Source organism: Borreliella japonica (assembly GCF_900099615.1).
In the GTDB taxonomy this organism is placed as follows: Bacteria; Spirochaetota; Spirochaetia; order Borreliales; family Borreliaceae; genus Borreliella; species Borreliella japonica.
On sequence record NZ_FMTE01000003.1, the window covers coordinates 108972 to 129745 of the forward strand.

Genomic DNA, 20774 nt, shown 5'->3' on the forward strand with positions numbered 1-20774 from the left:
AGTTTTGGCAGCTTTATTTTTATAGCTTATTAGTGGTCTTTTTTTATTTGATTTTCGTGGCATTAAGGTGAATTAATGATAATTAATAAAAGGATGCTTTATTCTTATGAATAAGAACGTGTTTTTTAAAGGATTTTGGATTTTATTTACAATATTCCATTTATATTTATTTGTTTATTTAATTTTTTTAAAGAAGAGAAAGGTTGATGTTTCTAGTAAAACTAATATTGCGTTATTTATTCCAGGGGTTATTTCAGGATCCCCGTCTTATAGAGAAATGTATGATTCTTTGTTCGAATTTAAAAAAAATCATAAAAATCTTGAAATTAAAGTTTTAGAAGCTGGATTTAATCAAAGCGAGTGGATAGACATACTTGAAAAATTATTAACTTCAAAAAAATATGATTTTTTAATAACTACAAATAATGCTATGCAAGATATTGTTGACAGTGTTTCAAATAATTATCCTTATACTAAGTTTATTATTTTTGATTCTTTAGTTAAAAACACCAACAATCAAGTTTATTCAGTTTCTTATAATGTTGCAGAAGAAGCGTATATTTTAGGATATTATGTAGGTCTTTTTTTAAAGGAATTTAATTCCGACTTAGGTAATGTTGCTCTGATTGCAGGTCAAGAATATCCTGTTATGAGAGATTATATTTATTATTATTTCAAAAAAGGCATTCTTGATGTTGGTGTGAATTCTAAAGTTTATTATAGAGTTTTAGGAAATTGGCATGATAGTAATTTGGCCAAATTACTATCAAATTCTTTGATTCAAAATTCGGGTGTTTTAGTGATACTTCCTATTGTAGGTCCTGCTGTTGAAGGGGTGCTTTCTTCTGTTAGAGAGAATAATATTTTTGCGATTCTTTTTGATAGTGAAGATTATTTGGATAATAAGGAAAATATTATTGGTTCAGGAATTACAAATCAAAAATATTATGTTTCATATATTTTAGATAAGGCGCTTAAGTCAGAGATTAGCTATGGAAATTCTGATATTTTTGGCATAAAACACAAAGGAGTTTTATTTAATATTTCTAATGTTTTTTACTTAGAGCGAACCAGTCAAAAGTTGAAAGAAGATCTTTTAAAAAAAATAGAAGAGGTTAGTGCAAATGGTATAAAAATTAATTTGGAACAAAATTAATGGTAGAGTTTAAAAATATAGTTAAGTATTTTCCAGATATTGATAAGCCCATTTTGGACAGTATTAATTTAAAAATTGGAGAAGTTAAAATTTTCACAGTAGTTGGTAAAAATGGAGAAGGAAAGAGCACCCTAGCCAAGATTATTGCTGGATTTGTTGAATTTGATGGTGGGGAAATATTGGTAAATGGCATTAAGCAGAAAAATTGGAATGTAGATAAAGCTAAAAATAACGGCATCTATCTTGTTTCTCAAGTTCCTAATTTAAAAATGAATTTAAGAGTGTGGGAATATTTAAGCATTTATTGGTTTGGTTATGCATTTTTTATGCCTATGAATAAATCTAAAACCTATAAATACTATAAATGGCTTATGCAATTTTATAAAATTTCTTTTGATTTAGATAAGAAAATTAAAGATTTAAATATTAAAGAGATTTATTTTCTGCTTATTATTGCTTCTCTTAAAGAGAATGCAAAAATAATTATTTTTGATGAGAGTGCTGCTTATTTTTCTCAAAAAGAAGCGCAAGCTTTTATAAAATTGCTTGTATTGCTTAAGAAATCAGGAATTGCTTCTCTTTTTATTACCCACAGTGAAATTGCAGATGCTGTAAAATTTAGCGATGAATTTATTGTTTTAAAAGATGGAAAGTGTTTTAGAACAATAAACAAAGAATCAATTTTGAGCAAACTTGATTCTTCTAGCGATAAAATATTTTTTGCAAATATTAATTTTAATAAATTTGAGAAAGATTCTATTAAATTTAATCTGTTTTTTGAAGATTTTTGGAAGTATGATGTTAGTTTTTCTTTAAATAAAAGGGGTGTTTTAGGAATAATTGGCGAAGAAACTGCAATTAGAACTTGGGAAAAATTATTCTTAGGAGAGCTTATTTTTGTTGGGTGCATAAAAATTGATGGCATTAGATATGAGCGAATAAATATTTTTGAGTGTAAAGCGGGATTTTTACCCCTAGGTATTGGTAATTTATTTCCGGATAATAGCAGTATATTAGATAATTTTTTAGCTAAATCTATGAGCTTTGAAAATAAAATTTTTATTAGGCAATCTTATATTAATAAGATTAAAGATTTTTTTAAAAAAAAAATGGAATTTTATAGCGAAGAGAAAATATATAGAATTCTTTATTCTAAGTCTTTGGCATTTTCTGGAGGAACTTTGAAGAAGTTTGCTCTTTACAGAGAGATGTATATTGCAAAAAGTTTTTTGATTTGTTTTTCTCCTTTAAGTAATTTGGATCACAAAGCTTATAATGAAATGTCTGTTGCTATTCGCAATTATTCGAAAGAAAAACCAGTTCTTTTGATTACCTCTAATTTAGATGAATTATTTTTACTCTCTGATAATATTTTGGCAATGAAAATGGGAGAAGTTTTGTTAAACGTATCTAGAGAAAAGATTAGTAAAGAAAAATTAAAGGAATTGCTATTTTTATGACTTTGTTTAGAAATGGCTTTATGGCGTTGATTTTTTCTTTTTTGGTATTAAGTATCAGCTATTTTTTTAGTGATTTTTTTCAATTTTCTTATATTAAGATGATATCTTGGCGTTTTATTTTATTTTTAATCATGGCTACTGGTATTGCCACCTGCGGCAAGAGTAATTCATTAAATCTTGGAAATGAAGGTCAGGTTTATTTCGGAGCATTTTTTGTTTATATATTTTCAAGTTTTTTTGGATTAAACCATTTTAATTTTATATATTTGATATTTTTGAGCTCTTTTCTTGTAGGATTTTTAGGGCTTATTCCTTTTTATATTACTTTTTTCTTTGGTTTAAATAGAGCTTTAACAGGTCTTTTAATATCTTATGGAAATCAAAGGTTGATAGATGGGTTTATTTTAAATATGTTAAAAACAGGTAGTTTTTCTAATCAAACAAAAAGAATCAATAGCTTATTTACTTTAGATTCATCACTTGTTTACTTGTTTTTGTTTGGCATGTCAATTTGGCTTTTTTATGTTTTTATTCATAAAAAAACTATTTATGGGCTTCAGCTTGAAATATTAAGCAATAAGAAAAAGATAGATATTTTTTTCAATATAAATGAATTTAAATATAAGTTTTTTGCTGTATTTGGCAGTGCCTTTTTAAATGGTCTTGCAGGTTCTATGTTTGTAGTATTTTTTAAACTGTATTTAGTTTTAGGGCTAACTTCAGGACTTGGTTGGAGTAGTTTAATTATTGCTGTAATTTCAGGATTTAATTATATTTATGTATTATTTTTTAGTCTATTGTTTTCAATATTAATAGAATTTAATAATTTTCTTAATATAAATTATGACTTTAAGTATGAATTTATTGGGTTGTGTCAATCAATTGCTATTTTTTTATCTTTATTTTTAATTAAAGCCAGGAAAAAGTAGATGTTTGATATTTTTGAGCAAGCTATTGTATTTTCGTATTTGGCACTTGGGGTTCTTTATACAGAAAGAATAGGACTTTTAAATGTATCTATTGAGGGTATTTCGTATCTTTCAATATTTTTAACATCTTTTTTTATTTATTTTGGATATGGAGTTTTTGTATCGATCATTTTCACTCTTTTTATAAGCTTTTTGTTTGGGTTTTTTTTGTCTTTTATAGTGAATAAAAATTATGATATTTTTATAGCAGGAATAGGTATTAATATTTTTTGTTATTTTTTTGTTGATTATTTGATGAAGAGTAGTTTTGATTTTATTCCTGGTTTTACTTTAAATCTATCTGGAAATTTTGAGATTATTGCTTTTATTGTTATTTTTTTCATTTTTCTATTTATTACTGTTTATGTTATAAATTATTCAAGAATTAGAGCAGTTTTTGAATTTATCTCTTCAGGGAATTATGAAGATATTTTGGGAGAGAAAATAAGCAATCGTTTCAAATCTTTTGCAATTTTTGTATCAATTTTCACAGCAAGTCTTGCCGGTTCGTTTATTGCGGTAAATCTTAATGCTTACTCTTATAATTTGGGATTAAACAATGGTTGGCTTGCTATTTGCATTCTTTATATTGCATTTTCAAATCCTTTGTTAATTTTCCCAATTTCTTTTTTGATAGTTTTTTTTGAATATCAATTTTTTCATACCCAAGAGTATATAAATTCTTATTTTTCTCTTTCTTTTCCATTTTATGTAGCAATAATAATAAATATATTAGTTTCGTTGATTAAGAAAAAAGATAAATTCTAGTTTAAGTTCTGCACTTTGTATTTTGAATTGTTTTTAAGGTGCTAATTTGCAGATATAATTCTTTTAATTTTTTTCTATTAAAATAATAAAAGGGTATTTGTTTTATTATTTCCAAATTATTTAAAAAAATTATAAATAAGGTATCGTCATTAAGTGCTAATTGGAAAGTGTAGGTTAATATTGTATTAAATGCTGTATTTTCATTGTTTATAAAATGATAAATGCTTTTTTTAAAAAGAGCATCAATTGCTATAAATATATTTTCTTTAAACAATTCTTTACTGCCTTGAAAAAATTTAATTATGTAGTCCATTGAATTTTCAACTTCTCCTATTAAAAAGTATGCCCAAGAGATATCTAAAAAGTTTTTTTTATCTTTAAAGTCTATTATTTTTAAGTAATCTTGAGATTTAATAATTGCTTTTTTCCAGTTTTTATTCAAATATTCTAATTCTGAGAGCAAAAGATGAGCGTCAACTTGATTTTTATCCATGTTAATTATCTTTTTTAGATTTGCTATAGCTTCGTTATATTTTTTTGATTTTTTCAGCATCATTGATTTTTGGTAAAGTTTTTCTATTGTATATTTGCTTGCCTGTTCACCTAGTGTTAATTTTGATGTTATTGCAGGGTGAATATTTGTGATCAAGCCATAAAAAAGCGCTATTATTATTGTTTTTCTCATTAAATTCCTTCTTTTATTTGTTCGACAATTTCTATTAGCAGATTTTTATATTTATTTGTTAATGGGTATAAATCGAGTTCTGTTTTAAACTCGTTTAGATATTTTAAGGCAGTAATAGTTGAGTTTTTTATTGATTTTGATGAATTTATCATTTCTATTAATTTAAATATTTCTTTTCTTGCTTTATCGTTTTTGGTATTTTTTATTTGATTGAATTTTGAAATAATTTTTGGTTCAAATTTTTTTTCTTGTAAGAAATAAATTATTGGCAAACTTTTTTTTCCTTCAAGTAAATCGTCTCCAAATTCTTTGCCATTAATTTTGTTTTTGATATTTTTAATATCGTCTATTATTTGAAAATAAACACCAAGTTTTAAGAACGTGCTGTAAATTTTTTTAGCTTTGTCTTCATTGTTTGTGAGTATTGCAGCTAGAAAGCTAGCCATTCCGAAAAGCGAAGCTGTTTTTAATTCTACTAAAGAAATGTATTCCTTAATGCTTGGAATGTATGATTCATTGTGAAATTTAATATCAATTCCTTGTCCTAGGTGGAGATTTGAAAGAGTTGTAAAGAAATTTTCATAAATCAGTAATTTTTGATTTTCTTTTAAATTTGATCTTTCTATTAATTTCGCAGGTAAAAAGTAAATTAAATTACCAGCATTTATACTGTTATCTATTCCATAGATTAAATGTATTGCTGATGTGCCCCGTCTTTTTAGCGAATTGTCTTCAATGTCATCAATAATCAAGCTTCCAGAATGAGGAAGTTCAAGTAGTAAGCTTAATTTATATATTAATTTGTAATTTTTTTCTTTTAAGCCCAATGCGTATGCTAAAAGAATCATTATCATTGGTCGTATTCGTTTTCCACCTCTATTAATGATTTCAATTGCTGGTGCTTTAATATAATTAAGGGTTTCTTTTTTTATTTTAAAAGTAAATTTTAAATCTTTATCTTTGAATAAATTTAGAAAATTAGTTGTTGAAAAGATGTTATTAATATTTTTTTCAATATTTTTTAAAAATAGTTTATTTTGCATAATAAGAATTATAATGAAAAAGTATAATAAAGTGTATTAAAGGTATTGATGTGTATCGTCTGTGTGATGAGTATTTTCAAAAAGCCAAAAGAGAAGGGTATTTGGCAAGATCTGTGTATAAGTTGATAGAAATTAATGAAAAATTTTCTTTATTTACTTCTGGCAATGTTTTAGATATTGGCGCATCGCCCGGTAGTTTTTCTCAATATGCTTATAAAAACCTTAAAAAAGGTGTTCTTGTGTCTGTTGATATTAATGATATTGGCCTTAAATATGTTGATAATTTTTATTTTGTAAAGGGAGATATATTTTCAGATGATACAGTTTTTAAAATTAATAAGTTTGGACCTTATAGCCTTGTTATTAGCGATGTGGCTCCTAGAACTACTGGAAATAGACTTGTAGATACTAGTAATTCTTTTAATTTAAGCATGAGAATAATAGATTTATCGCTTGAAGTTTTACTTAAAAAAGGAAATTTGCTTATTAAAGTTTTTCAGGGAGGAGATGAGATGCAAATTTTTAAAAAGTTTGAAAAATATTTTAAATTTGTAAAAAAAATTAGGCCCAAAGCTGTGAGAAAAAATTCTTTTGAAATTTATTTTTTGGGCAAAAGTTTTGGCAAGTAATAAGTTGATCAACTTGTTATAAGTATCAATTTAAAAGGTATAAAATATGTTAAGAAAAGAAAAATCTAAAGACGGTAAGTCACAGCTTCAAGTTGCAGGTTTTAAAATAGGTAAAGAAAGTTATGGTGTGTCAATAGAGCATATTAGGGAAATTATTAAAGTTCCGTCAGAAGGAGTTTATGCTATACCAAATGTACCTGAATATATTATAGGTATTTATAATCTTAGAGGCAGTATTATCCCTTTAGTTAATTTAAATATTAAATTTGGGGTTCCTTCTATTTCAATAACAGAAGAAGATATGCTTTTGACAGGATACTTAATAGTTAAGATTGAAAATAAACTTTTAGGCATTTTTGTTGACAGGGTTCTTAAAGTTATTAGCTTTGATGATTCTAGAGTTCAAGAACCCCCTGCTACTTTGCAAACTTTAGATAGAAAATATATATCTGGAGTTGTAAAGCTTGATGAGACTGATAATCTTGAGAGTGAATATTTAGTATTAATTGATATTGTAAAAATTTTTGATAAATGTGAATTTGACGATATTCCCTATAAAGATCAACATGAAGAATAAAGCTCTTCTTTGCATTAATACTTTAAAGTCAGGAGCTAGTATTTTAGGCAATGATATTAAAGTTTATTTAGAAACTAAGTATTTTGTTGAGGTGGTATTAATAGATGTTGGTAAGCCTTTATTTTCTTTTCCAAAAGAAAATTTTCTTTTTTTGATAACCTTAGGAGGAGACGGGACAGTTCTTTTGGCTGTTAATTTGCTTCTTGAAAATAAAAATATTAATATCCCAATTATTTCAATTAATATGGGTAAGGTAGGGTTTTTAGCAGATATTAAGATTGAGGATTTTAAAAAAGTCATAGATAGATTTTTTAACAATTCTTTAGTTATTAATAAAAAATTTTTACTTCATGTAACAGTTTGTCAGCGTGGTAAAGATTTAATTTCTAAATATGCTTTAAATGATATTATTATTCGCTCAAGTGTTCTTAATAAAATGATTTATGTAGATCTTAAGGTTAATTCTGAAAGTTTTTTATCATATAAAAGTGATGGAATAATTGTGTCTACTCCAACAGGTTCAACAGGATATTCTTTTTCTGCAGGAGGGCCTATTTTAGAAGCAGATCTTGAGGGATTTTTACTTACACCTATTTCCCCCCATTCTGTTTATAATCGTTCTTTTGTGTTTTCTAAATTAAGTAAACTTTCTCTTTCTTTTTCAAAGGAACATTTTCTAGCGTCAGCATCAATTTTTTTAGATGGGATTAATTTTGGTTCTTTCGGAGTTGATGTTGTTTTTGAATTTGAAATTTCTTCTCAAAGCTTAAATTTTGTTGCATTTTGCACGGATACTTTTGTTAAGAGATTGAAAAACAAATTATTGTAAGTTTAATTCTTTTTTTAAACAGTGTTCTTTTTTAAAAAATGTCATTGTTTGTTAATTTGAATGTTTAACTTAATTTAATCTTTAGTCTGAAACCAAAGGATTTTGTATGTTTTAAGGTTTGGTACTTTTAAAAATTAGTTAAAATTTTACATAATTTACTATAAGTATGCTAATGTTTTTCTTATTCACAGAGTTAATGTTTCAAGGGTGTTTTTTATAAATTTATAACTTGTTAAAATATTTAATATGTTTGTTGTTAGAATCAATATATTGGATAGCTGATAAATCACTTTTGTATGAGTTTAGGCAGGTGTTTATGGATTTAATTAATAATGAAAATTATAAAAAAATAGTGTACATCAATAATCTTGTTTTAAGAACTTTAAATGATATAGCAGTTATAAAAGAGACCAGCGAATTTACATCAAATTCTAAACTTTCATTTGATCTTATCGATTTTAATTTAAATGTTTTAAGCTATATTTCGTCTTTAAATTATTTTTATACTAAGCCCAGATTGAAAGTAAATTATTCTATAAAAAAAATTTTGTCTGGATTGATTTCTGATTTTAGTTTGGTTATTAGTCCTGTTCTTAGTATCGCCCCAAGCGAGTTAATTGAAATGCCCCAGTCTCTTAATTTAAATCCCGAGGAGAGATTTTTAATTGTTAAAAAATTAGGTTATTTAATTGATTTGGCTAAAAGTTTTAGTAAAAAAGATTCTAAAACACTTGTTTTTCTTGAAGATATGTATCTTAGGTTTATTGTTTTTTCTAAAAATATTATTGATTTTAGAAATTTTTATAAAAATCTAAAACTTGAGAGCCCTTATTACAAATTTCAATTTGAACACCTTATTAAAGTGTTGGAGCTTTTAGAAGAGGGAGCATTTATTTTAAGGAGCAAATATGAGCTTAGTGGATCTCAGGAATTTGGATTACATTCTCTTAGTTATCTTGAAGCTGGAAGAGCGTTAGCTACTATAGCTTCTCAAAAAGAAGTCGCTGAAAAATTTTCAAGGTTTCATGGGGTTTGGTCTTCAAAGTTTAGTTCAGATTTAATTAAAGCAAAATAGATAGATCAAGTATTAGGGGGGAAGTAGTTATATTGAGTTTTAATGTAGAAGAGGGCATAGTTAAATTCAAAAAGTTAAAAATTTTTTTGATCTTGAGTTTGTTTTTATTATTTATAATTTTGATTGATTTTTTTATAAGATCTACTATGAATGTATCTAATTTTTATGATTTTAAGAATTTTGAAAATAAATCTGACTACAAAAATATAAATTTAAGCAAAAATGTTTTTTTATCAAATAAGGTTTTGAATCTTAATTTTGGAGAATTTTGGTATTCTCTTTTAAGTGATAACTTAATAAGTTATTCAGACTATTATTATGTGCTTTTTAATTCTAGTGAGGATTATTCTGTTTTTTCTGTTAAAAATAATAAATTTTTATTTACACTCAAGTTCAAGGATTTTGTTTTTGCAATAAATAATTTAATTTTTACTCTAAACAACCTATATAGAACTTTAGAGATTTATGATTCTGGCGGAAATAATATACTGGAGCTCAATTTTTTGTCCTCAATTTTAAGTTTGGACTATAATAATGAAGTTTTAGTCTTAGGGCTTTCTAATGGTGAGATTTATGTATATAAGCAAGGCAAAATAATTTATATGGAAAATTTTTTAGAGAGAAAAGTTCCAACATGTTTTGTTAAATTAAGTTCTGATAATAAATATTTAGTTACACTAAAAGGTAATTCTGAGTATTTTTTAGAAATAATTGATTTAGAGAGTAATTATAAAAAAATTTTAGAATTAAGCAATTTAAGTATTAATAGTTTTGAGACTTTTATAAAAATAGACGATTATCATAATTTGTTTATTGAAGGCAAAAATTCCTTTGTAGTGATAAATATTAAAAGTGGTAAAATATTTAAAGTTGAAAATAAAAATTCTATTTTAAGAGCATCATATGATTATTTTCAAAATGTTTACAGAGTGTATTTTTATTCTGAGAGTGAAAAAATTATTAATATAAAGACTTATTCTGCAAATTTTTTTAGATTATTTGATAATGTTTTTATTAAAGATGAAATAATCTCTTTTGTTGAATTTGGAAAGGGACTTTTGTATTTTAATAGTAATAATGATTTAAAATATTTGGGATTGGGACAATGATTTTAATTGTTTTTATATTTTTCTTTAATATTTTAAATTTATATTCATTTTTGGAATTTAGAAATGATGAAAAGTTTGCTTTAGTTAAAGATTTTGGTGTATTGGATAATAATAAATTGAATATTGGAGTAAGGTTGAGACCCTTGGAAAAGACCATATCTGTTTTTTCAAATAATTATAAAATCTTATATTCAAAAAATAAGTTAGATAGAAATAGTAGTATTTTAATTATTTTTGACAATGATTTAAATTTGAATTTAGAGGTTTTAGGAGGGTTTTTTTATAGACATGGGAAGATTTTTTTAAAGGATGAAAATAGTGTTATTGATTTAGTAGTTAATGATCCGAATTCTAAAAAGATTATCAATCCTTTGTTTATTATCAAAAATAAGAGCAATGTAGTTGCTGAGACGGTATATACTTTAGGCAGGTTTTTTTTAAAAGGAAAGGGTGATGATGAAAGATTGGAATTATCAAAAAATATGAATTTAAATGTCGATTCTGGTCAGTACAACCTTTTGTTATATTTTCATACTCAAAAAGTAGAATCTTTTGAAAATTCTCTTAAAGGAATTTATTATTTTGAGGCTATTTTGAATAATAAAAGTATTTTTCGTTCAGATTTTCAAAATATTTTTTTGACTAATAATACATATGCTTTAGCTCAAGAGAAAAATTATGGATTAGATGTTTTGAATATTAAAAAAGATGGCGGATGCCTTAAAATAAATGATCTTAATCTTATTAAGGGCAAGAATGAACTTAAAATAAAATATGGCGATGTTTATGGAAATGAAAAAAAAATAATTTATAGGTTTAAATTAAATGAATAATAATGTTTTTCATTTCCCAGTACTACTTGATGCAATTTGTAAGCTTATAGAAGATTTGCCTGTAAAAAGCAATTTAATATACATTGATTCTACTCTTGGAGAAGGTGCCCATGCAAAAGCTATCCTTGAGAAATATGACTTTTTAAGTTTGGTTGGAATTGAAAGAGATTCTCAAATTTTAGAAAGAGCAAAGCAGTTTCTTCTTATTTTTAAAGAGAGAGTTACATATTTTAATGATTGGTTTGATAATTTTTTCGGCAATTACCCTTTAAATGTCAAAGCTAATTTTATTTTAGTTGATCTTGGAATTTCTATGTTTCATTACAAGGGGAGTAAAAAAGGATTTTCTTTTCTTGAAGATGAGCCTTTGGATATGAGGCTTTGTTCTTCTTCTTGTAGTATTAGTGCGGCTGAGGTTGTAAACACTTTTAGTAAATATGATCTTGAAAGTTTAATTTATAATTTAAGCAATGAGCATTATTCTAGAAGAATCTCTAAGGCTATTGTAGAATATCGAAAAATTAAAAAAATACAAACTGCAAAGGAGCTACAATCCATAATAAACAAGGTTTATCCTTTTTCAAAAGTTAAAATAAATCCAGCTACAAGGACTTTTCAAGCGTTAAGAATTTATGTAAATGATGAGCTTGCTAGGCTTAAAAGGAGTTTGCCTTTGTGGGTAGAAAATTTAGCCAAAGATGGAATTTTGGCTGTTATTACGTTTCATTCAATAGAAGATCGTATTGTAAAAGATTTTTTTACAAGTTTAAGCTGCGATTTGTATGCTAAGATTTCAAAAAAGCCTATTATTCCGAGTTTTGATGAGATTAAAAAAAATAAACCTTCAAGGAGTGCTAAGCTTAGAGCTGTAAGAAAATTATGAATAGTATAAGTAAGATTGAGTTTGAAGTTTATTGTATTTTAATTTTGATACTAACAGTTGTAGTATGTTTTAATATTTACTTAAATTTCAGATATGTTGTAAAGCTTAGAGAATTTAATCATTTAGATAGTGAACAGGAAAATATCATTGATGATAATTTAAGATTGCTGACAGTAATATATGAACTTGAAAATATTAATAGAATAGAAAGTTTTTGTTTTGGAGAATTAAATTTGGAAAAAAAAGCTAATGAAGATATAAATATTTTTGCTGAGTAAAAGATTTTAGAATGAGGTTTTAGTGCGTATAAAGATTAAGGATATTTTAATCTCTTCTAAAGATGTGAAGTTTGTAGGAAATATAAAAAATATTGAGAAGGTAGTATCGTTTTACTCGTTAGATAGTCGTGAAATAAAGGATAGTAACATTAATGTTAGTCTTTATTTTGCACATAAGGGAAATAAAGTAGATGGATTTTCTTTTGTTAAATATTTAATTGATTTGGGTGTTAAATGTTTTATATGTTCAAGAGATCATGAATCTGAGTGTATTGAATATTTAAATGATAATGAAGGATTAGTTTTTTTACTTACAAGCAATGTAATAAAACTTCTTCAAACTTTAGCATCGTATTTAATTGAAAGGACAAGCTTTAAAAGAATTGCTATTACAGGTAGTAACGGTAAGACTACAACCAAAGAAATGCTTTATAGTATACTTTCTAAGAAATATAAAACTTACAAAACTTGGGGTAATTTAAATTCTGACATTGGACTTCCCCTTAGTATTTTAAGAGTAGAAGGCAATGAAGAATATGCTGTTTTTGAAGTTGGAGTTAGTTATGTTGGAGAAATGGATCTTTTGTCCCAAATTTTAAAACCAGAAATTGTTATTATTACGAATATAAGCTATGCACATATGCAAGCTTTCAAGGAGTTACAATCTATTGCTTTTGAAAAGAGCAAAATTATTGGCAAAAATATTGAAATCTTTGTTGTAAATGAAATGAATGATTATTGTGTTTATCTTGAAAAAAGAGCAAAAATTGCAAATTCAAATGTTAAAATTGTTTATTTTGATTTTAAAAATCTTAATATTAAATCATTTTCTTTTTTAGAAGGGAAATTTTCTTATGATTTTGTTTACAAAGGGTTTGAGTACTCTATTTTATTGTTAGGTAAGCATAATATTTTTAATGCAATAGGGTGTATTAATTTGGCCCTATTTTTAGGAATGAGTGAAAAAGAAATAAGAGAAGGACTTATTGAAACTGCTTTTCAAAAAGGCAGGGCAGAAATTTTGACAAAAAATGGATATTTAATTTTGAATGATTCTTATAATGGCAATATGGGTTCTTTTCTAGCTTTAAAAAATATGATTTTAGATCTTAATATCCAAAATAAAAAATTTGTAGTTCTTGGTTCTTTTAAAGAGCTTGGAGAATTTTCATACAAAACTCACAAATATTTAATTCAAGAGGCTATTGCAATAAATTTTGATAAAATTTTTTTAATTGGCGAAGAATTTTTAGATGTTAGGGATTCTGAGAATTTGGTTAAAAAGTGTTTATATTATTTTAGTGAGTTTGATAAATTTATTGATTTTTTTTTAAAAAGCTTGGAACCTTCAGTTTTTATTGTCATTAAGGGCTCAAGGTTTAACAGATTGGAGAGAATTTTAAATTATATTTAGATGATAATGAGGTTCTTATGTTTTACCTTTTAGGTTTGCGTTTGCTCAAATATATTACCTTTAGAATGGCTTATGCTACAATTTTTGCATTTTTGCTTTCTTTAATTATAGGTCCTTATATTATTTTAAGGCTAAAAAAATTAAGAGCCGATCAGATTTTAAGAGAAGATGGCCCTAAAAGACATTTGAGTGAAAAAACAGGAATTCCTACTATGGGAGGCATTCTTATTTTTTTTTGTGTTTTTATCTCTTTAGTGTTTTGGAGTAACATTTTGAATATTTATTTTTTGATTATGGTTTTTGTTATGCTTGGATTTGCTTTTTTGGGATTTATAGATGATTTTTTGAAAATCAAAAAGAAAACTTCAGATGGACTTAAAGCCCGGTTTAAGGTTTATGGACAAATAATATTTTCTTTTATTTCTGTTAGCATTTTGTATTATTTTGGGAGTGAGCATGTTAGTATAATCTATTTTCCCTTTATTAAGTCTTTCCAAGTAGATTTGGGATTGTTTTACATTCCTTTTGGCATGTTCATTTTAATTTCTGCTTCGAATTCTTTTAATTTAACAGATGGTCTTGATGGACTTGCAATTGGATTAAGCATAGTTATAACAGGGGCTTTAATAATAATTGCCTATCTTACGAGCAGGTCAGATTTTGCAACTTATTTGCATATTCCAAATATTAAAGGTTCTGAAGAGCTTGTAATATTTCTTGGAGCTTTGCTTGGAGGTAGTTTTGGATTTCTATGGTTTAATGCCTATCCTGCTAAAATTATGATGGGAGATACAGGTAGTCTGGCTTTGGGCGCCATTCTTGGAATGGCAGCTTTGATTTTAAAAAGTGAAATACTTTTTTCAATTCTTGCAGGTGTTTTTATTATTGAAACTATGTCTGTAATTATTCAAGTTATGGTTTACAAAAAAACCAAGAAAAGAGTATTCAAAATGGCTCCACTTCATCATCATTTCGAAGAACTTGGTTGGTCTGAGATGCAAGTTGTTATTAGATTTTGGATAATAGGGTTAATATTTGCTATAATTGCTTTAAGTACGATAAAAATCAGATAATTTATTATGTTTGTAGAAATAAATTCACTTAGGATATGCTATTTGCTTGTTTTGCTACTATTGGTAGCTTATGGACTTGTAGTTTTTTATACGTCTTCCTTTTTCCTAAGCTTAGAGCTGACAGGTAATCCAAATTTTTTATTTTTCACAAGACTTAATTATCTTTTTTTGAGCTTTATAGTTTTTCTTGTTTTTGAGAGAATTTCTTTAAATTTTTTAAAAAAATCAATATTCCCCGTATTGATTATAACTCTTTTTTTAATTATGGCAACTTTTTTATCTCCAAGTATTTCTGGAGCAAGGAGATGGATATTTTTTCAAGGTGTTAGTATTCAACCTTCTGAGATTTTTAAAATATCTTTTACTATTTATCTTTCATCTTATTTGAGTAAGTTCGATCCAAGAAAAAACAATGGTATTTCATACTGGTTAAAGCCTATGTTGATTTTTGCAATTTTTTGGGTGTTAATAATTTTGCAAAATGATTATTCAACAGCTATTTATTTTGCTATTCTTTTTTTTATTGTTTTGTTTGTTTCTAATATGGCATTTAGTTATGTTTTTGCCATTGTGATTACTTTTTTGCCAGTTTCTGCCATATTTTTAATGCTTGAACCTTATAGGGTTTCTAGAATTTTTGCCTTTCTCAATCCTTACGATGATCCTTCCGGTAAAGGTTACCAAATAATAGCGTCTATTAATGCTTTAAAAAGTGGGGGAATTTTAGGTAAAGGTCTAGGAATGGGGGAGGTGAAACTTGGAAAGCTGCCAGAGGCCAATTCTGATTTTATTTTTTCAGTTCTTGGAGAAGAATTGGGATTTTTAGGTGTTTTGTTTGCAATAGGTTTGTTTTTTTTGTTTTTTTACTTTGGTTATTTTATAGCTATTCATTCTAATAGCAGGTTTAAATTTTTTATTGCGTTTATTTCAAGTCTTGCAATTTTTCTTCAAAGTATAATGAATATTTTAATTGCAATTGGTCTTTTACCCCCCACTGGTATAAATTTACCGTTTTTTTCATCTGGAGGATCTTCTATTATTGTTACTATGGCTCTTTCTGGTCTTATTTCAAATGTTGCAAAAAACTTAAGTAATAATTGATTAGATTTTTCTAGTAGTATAAGTCGGGTTAGTTTATGTTTTTTGAGAGGAAATTTTTAATTAAGTATGTATACTTTTCGATGTTTTTAATTTTTTTTGAAATAATAATTATTGTTTTTGCGTCTCCTTATTTTTTGATTAGGTATATTAGCATCAATGATGATATTTCTCTTTCTAAAGAGGATATAATCAAGATCTCAGGAATTAAGCCTAATACATATTATCATAATGCTAATGTTAGAATATATGAGGAAAATCTTAAAAGAGATTTAAGGGTAAAGAGCGCTAAGGTTGATCTTAAGTTTCCAAATAAAATCATTATTAAAATAGAAAAAAGAATACCCATTGCTGTTGCTTTAGAAAACATAAGTGGCAATATTACTTATTATTGTATTGCATCAGACGGTGTAATTTTGGAAAAAAGTAAACATTTAATTTATGATTTACCTATAATTAGCGGATTAGTTTTAAATGACAATAATGTAGGAGATTTTCTGGAAGATAGAATGCTTAATGTTGTAAGGGGCCTTGATTATCTTAAAATAAATCAAAAATATTTGTATAATTTAATATCAGAGGTGAATTTTTTAAAATTGAATTTCTATGATTATAATGTAATTTTGTATGTTAAAAGTATATATAATAAAATATTGATAACAGTTGATATGGATTTAATGGATGTGATGCATAAAGCGTTTCTTGCAGTTGATTTGCTTAAAGGAAAGCCTAGTGTTATAGATTTAAGAAGTGGTGATATCATTTTGTTAGGAGAAGGCTAGTGTCTAGGAATTTGATAGTAGGTTTGGATGTTGGAACTTCAAAAATTTGTACTGTTGTTGCTGAGGTAAATTTAAATGATCAATTAGAAATAGTTGGAATAGGCACTAGTATATCAAGAGGAGTTAGAAAAGGGGTTTTAATAAATATTGAAGCGGCTCTTGATTCAATATCTAATTCTATTGAGGCTGCAGAGCTAATTTCAGGATGTGACATTGCATCGCTTTCAGTTTCTATGTCTGGAAGTAGTGTTGAGGGAACTAATTCACGCGGTGTTGTTGCAATAAATTCAAGAACAAGAGAGATTAGCGAAGAAGATGTTGATAGGGTAATTGAAGCAGCAAAAGCAATTGTCATTCCAATGGATAGAGAAATTCTTCATGTTATTCCTCAAGAATTTATTGTGGATGGAATACCCCATATAAAAAACCCAATAGACATGATGGGCATTCGTCTTGAAGGAGAAGTGCACATTATTACGGGGTCTAGTTCTTCTAGTCAGAATTTAGTCAGATGCGTAAATAGAGCTGGCTTTGCTGTTGATGAGGTTGTTCTTGGAAGCTTAGCTTCATCTTATGCAACTCTTTCTAAAGAAGAGCGTGAGATGGGTGTTTTGTTTATTGATATGGGTAAAGGGACGACAGATATTATTCTTTATATTGACGGTTCTCCTTATTATACAGGCGTGATTCCTATTGGTGTTAATAGAGTAACCCTTGATATTGCGCAAGTTTGGAAGGTTCCTGAGGATGTTGCTGAAAATATTAAAATAACGGCTGGAATTGCTCATCCGTCTATTCTAGAGAGTCAAATGGAAACTGTAATTATTCCAAATCTTGGAACTCGACCTCCTCAAGAGAAAAGTAGAAAAGAGTTGTCTGTAATAATTAATTCAAGATTGAGAGAAATTTTTGAAATGATGAGAGCAGAAATACTTAAACGAGGGCTTTATAATAAGATTAATGGTGGTATAGTTTTAACGGGTGGAGGAGCTTTATTTCCAGGTATTTCTAATTTAATAGAAGAAGTATTTAATTATCCCGCAAGAATAGGTTTGCCAATGAGTATTAATGGTATTGGGGAAGAGCATATAGATCCCAAGTTTTCTTCAGCCCTTGGTCTTGTTCTTTATAAGCACGAGCAACAAAAATTCAATAAATTAAAGAAGGTAAGCAGTAAAGTTAAAAGAAAAAATAAAATATCTTCAAAGTTGAAAGGTTGGTTTTTGAAAGAATGGTTTTGACCAATCGTGGAGGAAGCGTTAATGAAAGATTATAATATGATTGATAGCCACACAAGAAGATTCGATTCTACTACAAATCCCACAATTCTTAAGGTGATTGGTGCAGGAGGAGGAGGTAGTAATGCTGTTAATCGTATGATTGAATATGGGGTAAGAGATGTTGAATTTATTGTGGCTAATACTGATCTTCAGGCTCTCCAAACTTCTATTGCTCCCATAAAAATTGCTCTTGGAGCAAAAGTTACAGCAGGGCTTGGTGCTGGAGGAAAGCCTGAGATTGGGCAAGCTGCAGCAGAGGAGGACATTGATGTTATACGCAACCATCTTTCTGGTGCTGATATGGTATTTATTACTGCTGGTATGGGGGGTGGAACAGGAACTGGAGCGGCTCCGGTTATTGCGCAAGTTGCAAAAGAGCTTGGTATTTTAACAGTTGGAGTTGTGACAAAGCCTTTTAAGTTTGAAGGTCCTAAGAAATTAAGACTTGCTGAGCAAGGAATAAATAATTTAAGAAAGTCTGTAGATACATTGATTATTATTCCAAATCAAAAGCTTTTAACCGTTGTTGACAAAAGGACTACCATTAAAGATGCTTTTAAGCGCGCAGATGATGTTTTAAGAATGGGCGTTCAAGGTATTGCAGGACTTATTATTGAGCATGGAGAGGTTAATATTGATTTTGCTGATGTTAAAAGCATTATGCAGGGGCAAGGTGATGCTTTAATGGGAATTGGATATGGCAAAGGTGAGAACAGAGCTGTTGATGCTGCAACTTCTGCGATTAGCAATCCATTGCTTGAAGAAGTTCGTATTGAAGGATCTAAGGGGCTTCTTGTTAATGTTACTGGTGGAGATGATTTTTCATTACTTGAGCTTGAAGAGATTATGGGGATAATTACTGTTAGTGTTGATGATGAGGCTACTGTAATATATGGTCATGCCATTAATTCAAATCTTGAAGATGAGATTTATGTTACAGTTGTTGCTACAGGTTTTGCATCCAAAAGGCAAAAAGAAATATCAAATGCACCGGAAAATAATACCTTAAGCTCTAAGGAGTTCGATACCTTAATGTCGGGTAATCAAAATATTCCTTCCGGATCTTATGAGCATCAAGATTCTTCTTTTGCAGCAAAGTCTAAAAATGTCAATTATTTTGATGATGACATTGATGTTCCGACGTTTCTTAGAAATTTAAATAAAAAAAGTAGCGATGATTAGATGAAAATTTTGTCGTCAATAATACTTATTAATTTATTTTTATCTTGTGGCAGTGAATCTAAAGAAAAATTGAATCTTGGGCTTAGATTAAGAGAATTGGAAATTTCAGGTGGTGGATCTGAATCTAAGATTGAAGTTTATAAAGAATTCATTGAAAAAGAAGATAAGAATATTTTAAAGATAGTTAATTCTATTGACAAGAAAGCTAGATTTTTCAATTTGATTGGTCTTGAATTTTTTAAGCTTGGTCAGTATGGGCCTGCTATTGAATATTTTGCTAAAAATTTAGAAATTAACTCCAATAATTATTTATCTCATTTTTACATAGGTGTTGCTTCTTATAATTTAGCTAAAAATTTAAGAGTAAAAGATGAAGTTGAAAAATACATCATTCTTGCTGAAAATTCTTTTTTAAAATCACTTTCAATAAGAGATGATTTTAAAGAATCTCTTTTTGCTATTGCTAATATGTATGTATATGATCTTGACAAACAACTTGAAGCTAAAAATTATTTAAATAAACTTGATGATATGGGTGAGGATTATTTTGAGTTTTTTATGTTAAGAGGTGCAAATTATTATTCGCTAGGTGATCTTGGTAATGCCATATTGTTTTATAATAAAGCTGATAAAAATGCTTCAACCGAGGAGCAAAAAGAAGGTGTTTCTAGGATCATGAGTAATTTGAAGTAATTATTTATGATGAAGTTGCTTTATATTGATAATTTGAAATTTTTAAAAAGTAAAGAAAAGTTAAAACTTTTTAATAATTTTGATTTTAATGATATTGTTAAATTAACCCAAAAGGACATTGAGGCTTATTTTCTAAGATCATTTAGAAGATCATTTATTTTGCCTGATTTAAAGTTAGTAGAATCGCAAGAAAAAGTTATTCGAAGAACAAATGCTAAAATTGCTATTCTAGGATCTAAATTTTATCCCAATAAGCTTAAAAGAATTTATGATCCCCCGTTTGCTATTTACTATAAAGGCAATTTGCCAAATTTTTCTTCATTGTCTTGGGCTGTTGTTGGTTCTAGAAGAATTAGCAAAACTCTTGCTGAGAGAACAAGAGAATTTTCTTCACATCTTGCAAAAAATGGTGTAGAGATTATTTCTGGATTTGCAATTGGAGCTGATATTGAAGCCCATATAGCAGCAATGAATGAGAATAGTAGGACATTTGCTGTTATTCCAACAGATATTGATAATATTTATCCTAAGCAAAATCGAAAATATGTTTTCAAACTTTTAGAACAAGGTGGGGGAATAATTACTGAGACTTTGCCATTTGATAAGATTCAGAATTATTTTTTTGCCAAAAGAAATAGATTGATCTCAGGTTTGTCCGATGCTATTTTTATAACTTATGCACCCTTGAAATCTGGGGCTTTGATTACGGCCGAACTTGGTCTTGACTTAGGACTTGACATATATGTTTATGATTTAGATTTTTGTGGTGATGGAGCCGTAAAATTGTATGACTTTGGGGCACAAGAGATAAAAACTGTTAAAGATCTTTATGCTTTATTGAATATTAAGTATGTAGATTCCAATAATATTGAAGATGATCCTAAAGAGTGTTGTGATTGTAAAGATGTATCTGATGTTCTTATTGGAGAACTTTTAAGAGAGGTATATAAATAGGGGGT

The 20774-nt window shown here is 27.4% G+C and carries 22 protein-coding genes; 20 read left to right on the top strand and 2 right to left on the bottom strand.

The window, feature by feature from the left end; translation table 11 throughout:
* Positions 1 to 106 precede the first annotated feature (106 nt).
* Genes BLO14_RS02690 through BLO14_RS02705 form a run of 4 tightly spaced genes read left to right on the top strand, consistent with a single transcriptional unit; the run spans position 107 to position 4352 of the window.
* The gene (locus BLO14_RS02690) at positions 107 to 1156 is read left to right on the top strand and encodes a BMP family ABC transporter substrate-binding protein (protein ID WP_091972493.1); all 1050 of its coding nucleotides are present in this window, start codon (positions 107 to 109) and stop codon (positions 1154 to 1156) included.
* Positions 1156 to 2616 carry an ATP-binding cassette domain-containing protein gene (locus BLO14_RS02695; RefSeq protein WP_091972495.1) on the top strand — a complete coding sequence of 487 codons (1461 nt, stop codon included), beginning with the start codon at positions 1156 to 1158 and terminating at the stop codon, positions 2614 to 2616. Before BLO14_RS02690 ends, BLO14_RS02695 begins: the two co-directional genes overlap by 1 nt.
* The gene (locus BLO14_RS02700; protein WP_091972501.1) at positions 2613 to 3545 is read left to right on the top strand and encodes an ABC transporter permease; all 933 of its coding nucleotides are present in this window, start codon (positions 2613 to 2615) and stop codon (positions 3543 to 3545) included. Before BLO14_RS02695 ends, BLO14_RS02700 begins: the two co-directional genes overlap by 4 nt.
* Complete coding sequence (locus BLO14_RS02705) at positions 3546 to 4352, top strand: ABC transporter permease (protein WP_091972529.1); 807 nt, start codon at positions 3546 to 3548, stop codon at positions 4350 to 4352.
* 1 nt (position 4353) lies between these two features.
* On the opposite strand, the gene BLO14_RS02710 is transcribed toward BLO14_RS02705, so the two are convergent.
* Together BLO14_RS02710 and BLO14_RS02715 are read right to left on the bottom strand one after the other, a co-directional pair.
* Positions 4354 to 5037, bottom strand: a complete 684-nt coding sequence (locus BLO14_RS02710) for a tetratricopeptide repeat protein (RefSeq protein WP_091972530.1) — start codon at positions 5035 to 5037, stop codon at positions 4354 to 4356.
* A complete protein-coding gene (locus BLO14_RS02715) occupies positions 5037 to 6080 on the bottom strand; it encodes a polyprenyl synthetase family protein (protein WP_091972531.1) in 1044 nt (347 codons plus the stop codon). Before BLO14_RS02715 ends, BLO14_RS02710 begins: the two co-directional genes overlap by 1 nt.
* A 50-nt stretch (positions 6081 to 6130) precedes the next feature.
* Between BLO14_RS02715 and BLO14_RS02720 the strand changes: the two genes are divergently transcribed.
* From BLO14_RS02720 to dprA, 16 genes are all read left to right on the top strand, one after another.
* Positions 6131 to 6709 carry an SAM-dependent methyltransferase gene (locus tag BLO14_RS02720; protein WP_200780486.1) on the top strand — a complete coding sequence of 193 codons (579 nt, stop codon included), beginning with the start codon at positions 6131 to 6133 and terminating at the stop codon, positions 6707 to 6709.
* Between the two features lie 46 nt (positions 6710 to 6755).
* Positions 6756 to 7286: a chemotaxis protein CheW gene (locus BLO14_RS02725; RefSeq protein ID WP_091972532.1), complete on the top strand. Its 531-nt coding sequence runs from the start codon at positions 6756 to 6758 to the stop codon at positions 7284 to 7286.
* Entirely contained in the window at positions 7276 to 8115 is an 840-nt protein-coding gene (locus tag BLO14_RS02730) for an NAD(+)/NADH kinase (protein WP_091972540.1), read from the top strand. The genes BLO14_RS02725 and BLO14_RS02730 overlap by 11 nt, the downstream gene beginning before the upstream one ends.
* A 316-nt stretch (positions 8116 to 8431) precedes the next feature.
* A complete protein-coding gene (locus BLO14_RS02735; RefSeq protein WP_091972546.1) occupies positions 8432 to 9190 on the top strand; it encodes a hypothetical protein in 759 nt (252 codons plus the stop codon).
* Between the two features lie 32 nt (positions 9191 to 9222).
* The gene (locus BLO14_RS02740; protein ID WP_091972547.1) at positions 9223 to 10299 is read left to right on the top strand and encodes a hypothetical protein; all 1077 of its coding nucleotides are present in this window, start codon (positions 9223 to 9225) and stop codon (positions 10297 to 10299) included.
* Positions 10296 to 11132 (top strand): hypothetical protein, encoded by an 837-nt coding sequence (locus BLO14_RS02745; protein ID WP_091972548.1) that lies wholly within the window; start codon positions 10296 to 10298, stop codon positions 11130 to 11132. Before BLO14_RS02740 ends, BLO14_RS02745 begins: the two co-directional genes overlap by 4 nt.
* The gene (gene rsmH, locus BLO14_RS02750) at positions 11125 to 12015 is read left to right on the top strand and encodes a 16S rRNA (cytosine(1402)-N(4))-methyltransferase RsmH (protein ID WP_091972549.1); all 891 of its coding nucleotides are present in this window, start codon (positions 11125 to 11127) and stop codon (positions 12013 to 12015) included. The genes BLO14_RS02745 and rsmH overlap by 8 nt, the downstream gene beginning before the upstream one ends.
* Positions 12012 to 12293, top strand: coding sequence for a hypothetical protein (locus tag BLO14_RS02755; protein WP_091972552.1), 282 nt, complete (start codon positions 12012 to 12014; stop codon positions 12291 to 12293). Before rsmH ends, BLO14_RS02755 begins: the two co-directional genes overlap by 4 nt.
* Before the next feature lie 22 nt (positions 12294 to 12315).
* Positions 12316 to 13707 (top strand): UDP-N-acetylmuramoyl-tripeptide--D-alanyl-D-alanine ligase, encoded by a 1392-nt coding sequence (locus BLO14_RS02760; protein WP_091972555.1) that lies wholly within the window; start codon positions 12316 to 12318, stop codon positions 13705 to 13707.
* A gap of 17 nt (positions 13708 to 13724) precedes the next feature.
* Entirely contained in the window at positions 13725 to 14780 is a 1056-nt protein-coding gene (gene mraY / locus BLO14_RS02765) for a phospho-N-acetylmuramoyl-pentapeptide-transferase (RefSeq protein WP_091972557.1), read from the top strand.
* A 42-nt stretch (positions 14781 to 14822) separates the two neighbouring features.
* Positions 14823 to 15881: a putative lipid II flippase FtsW gene (ftsW, locus tag BLO14_RS02770; RefSeq protein WP_091972559.1), complete on the top strand. Its 1059-nt coding sequence runs from the start codon at positions 14823 to 14825 to the stop codon at positions 15879 to 15881.
* A gap of 35 nt (positions 15882 to 15916) precedes the next feature.
* Positions 15917 to 16660 (top strand): FtsQ-type POTRA domain-containing protein, encoded by a 744-nt coding sequence (locus tag BLO14_RS02775; protein ID WP_091972561.1) that lies wholly within the window; start codon positions 15917 to 15919, stop codon positions 16658 to 16660.
* Complete coding sequence (ftsA, locus tag BLO14_RS02780; RefSeq protein ID WP_091972563.1) at positions 16660 to 17901, top strand: cell division protein FtsA; 1242 nt, start codon at positions 16660 to 16662, stop codon at positions 17899 to 17901. Before BLO14_RS02775 ends, ftsA begins: the two co-directional genes overlap by 1 nt.
* A gap of 21 nt (positions 17902 to 17922) precedes the next feature.
* Positions 17923 to 19122: a cell division protein FtsZ gene (gene ftsZ, locus BLO14_RS02785; protein ID WP_091972565.1), complete on the top strand. Its 1200-nt coding sequence runs from the start codon at positions 17923 to 17925 to the stop codon at positions 19120 to 19122.
* The gene (locus BLO14_RS02790) at positions 19123 to 19815 is read left to right on the top strand and encodes a tetratricopeptide repeat protein (protein ID WP_091972576.1); all 693 of its coding nucleotides are present in this window, start codon (positions 19123 to 19125) and stop codon (positions 19813 to 19815) included.
* Between the two features lie 9 nt (positions 19816 to 19824).
* Positions 19825 to 20769: a DNA-processing protein DprA gene (gene dprA, locus BLO14_RS02795; RefSeq protein WP_091972581.1), complete on the top strand. Its 945-nt coding sequence runs from the start codon at positions 19825 to 19827 to the stop codon at positions 20767 to 20769.
* Positions 20770 to 20774: the final 5 nt, after the last annotated feature.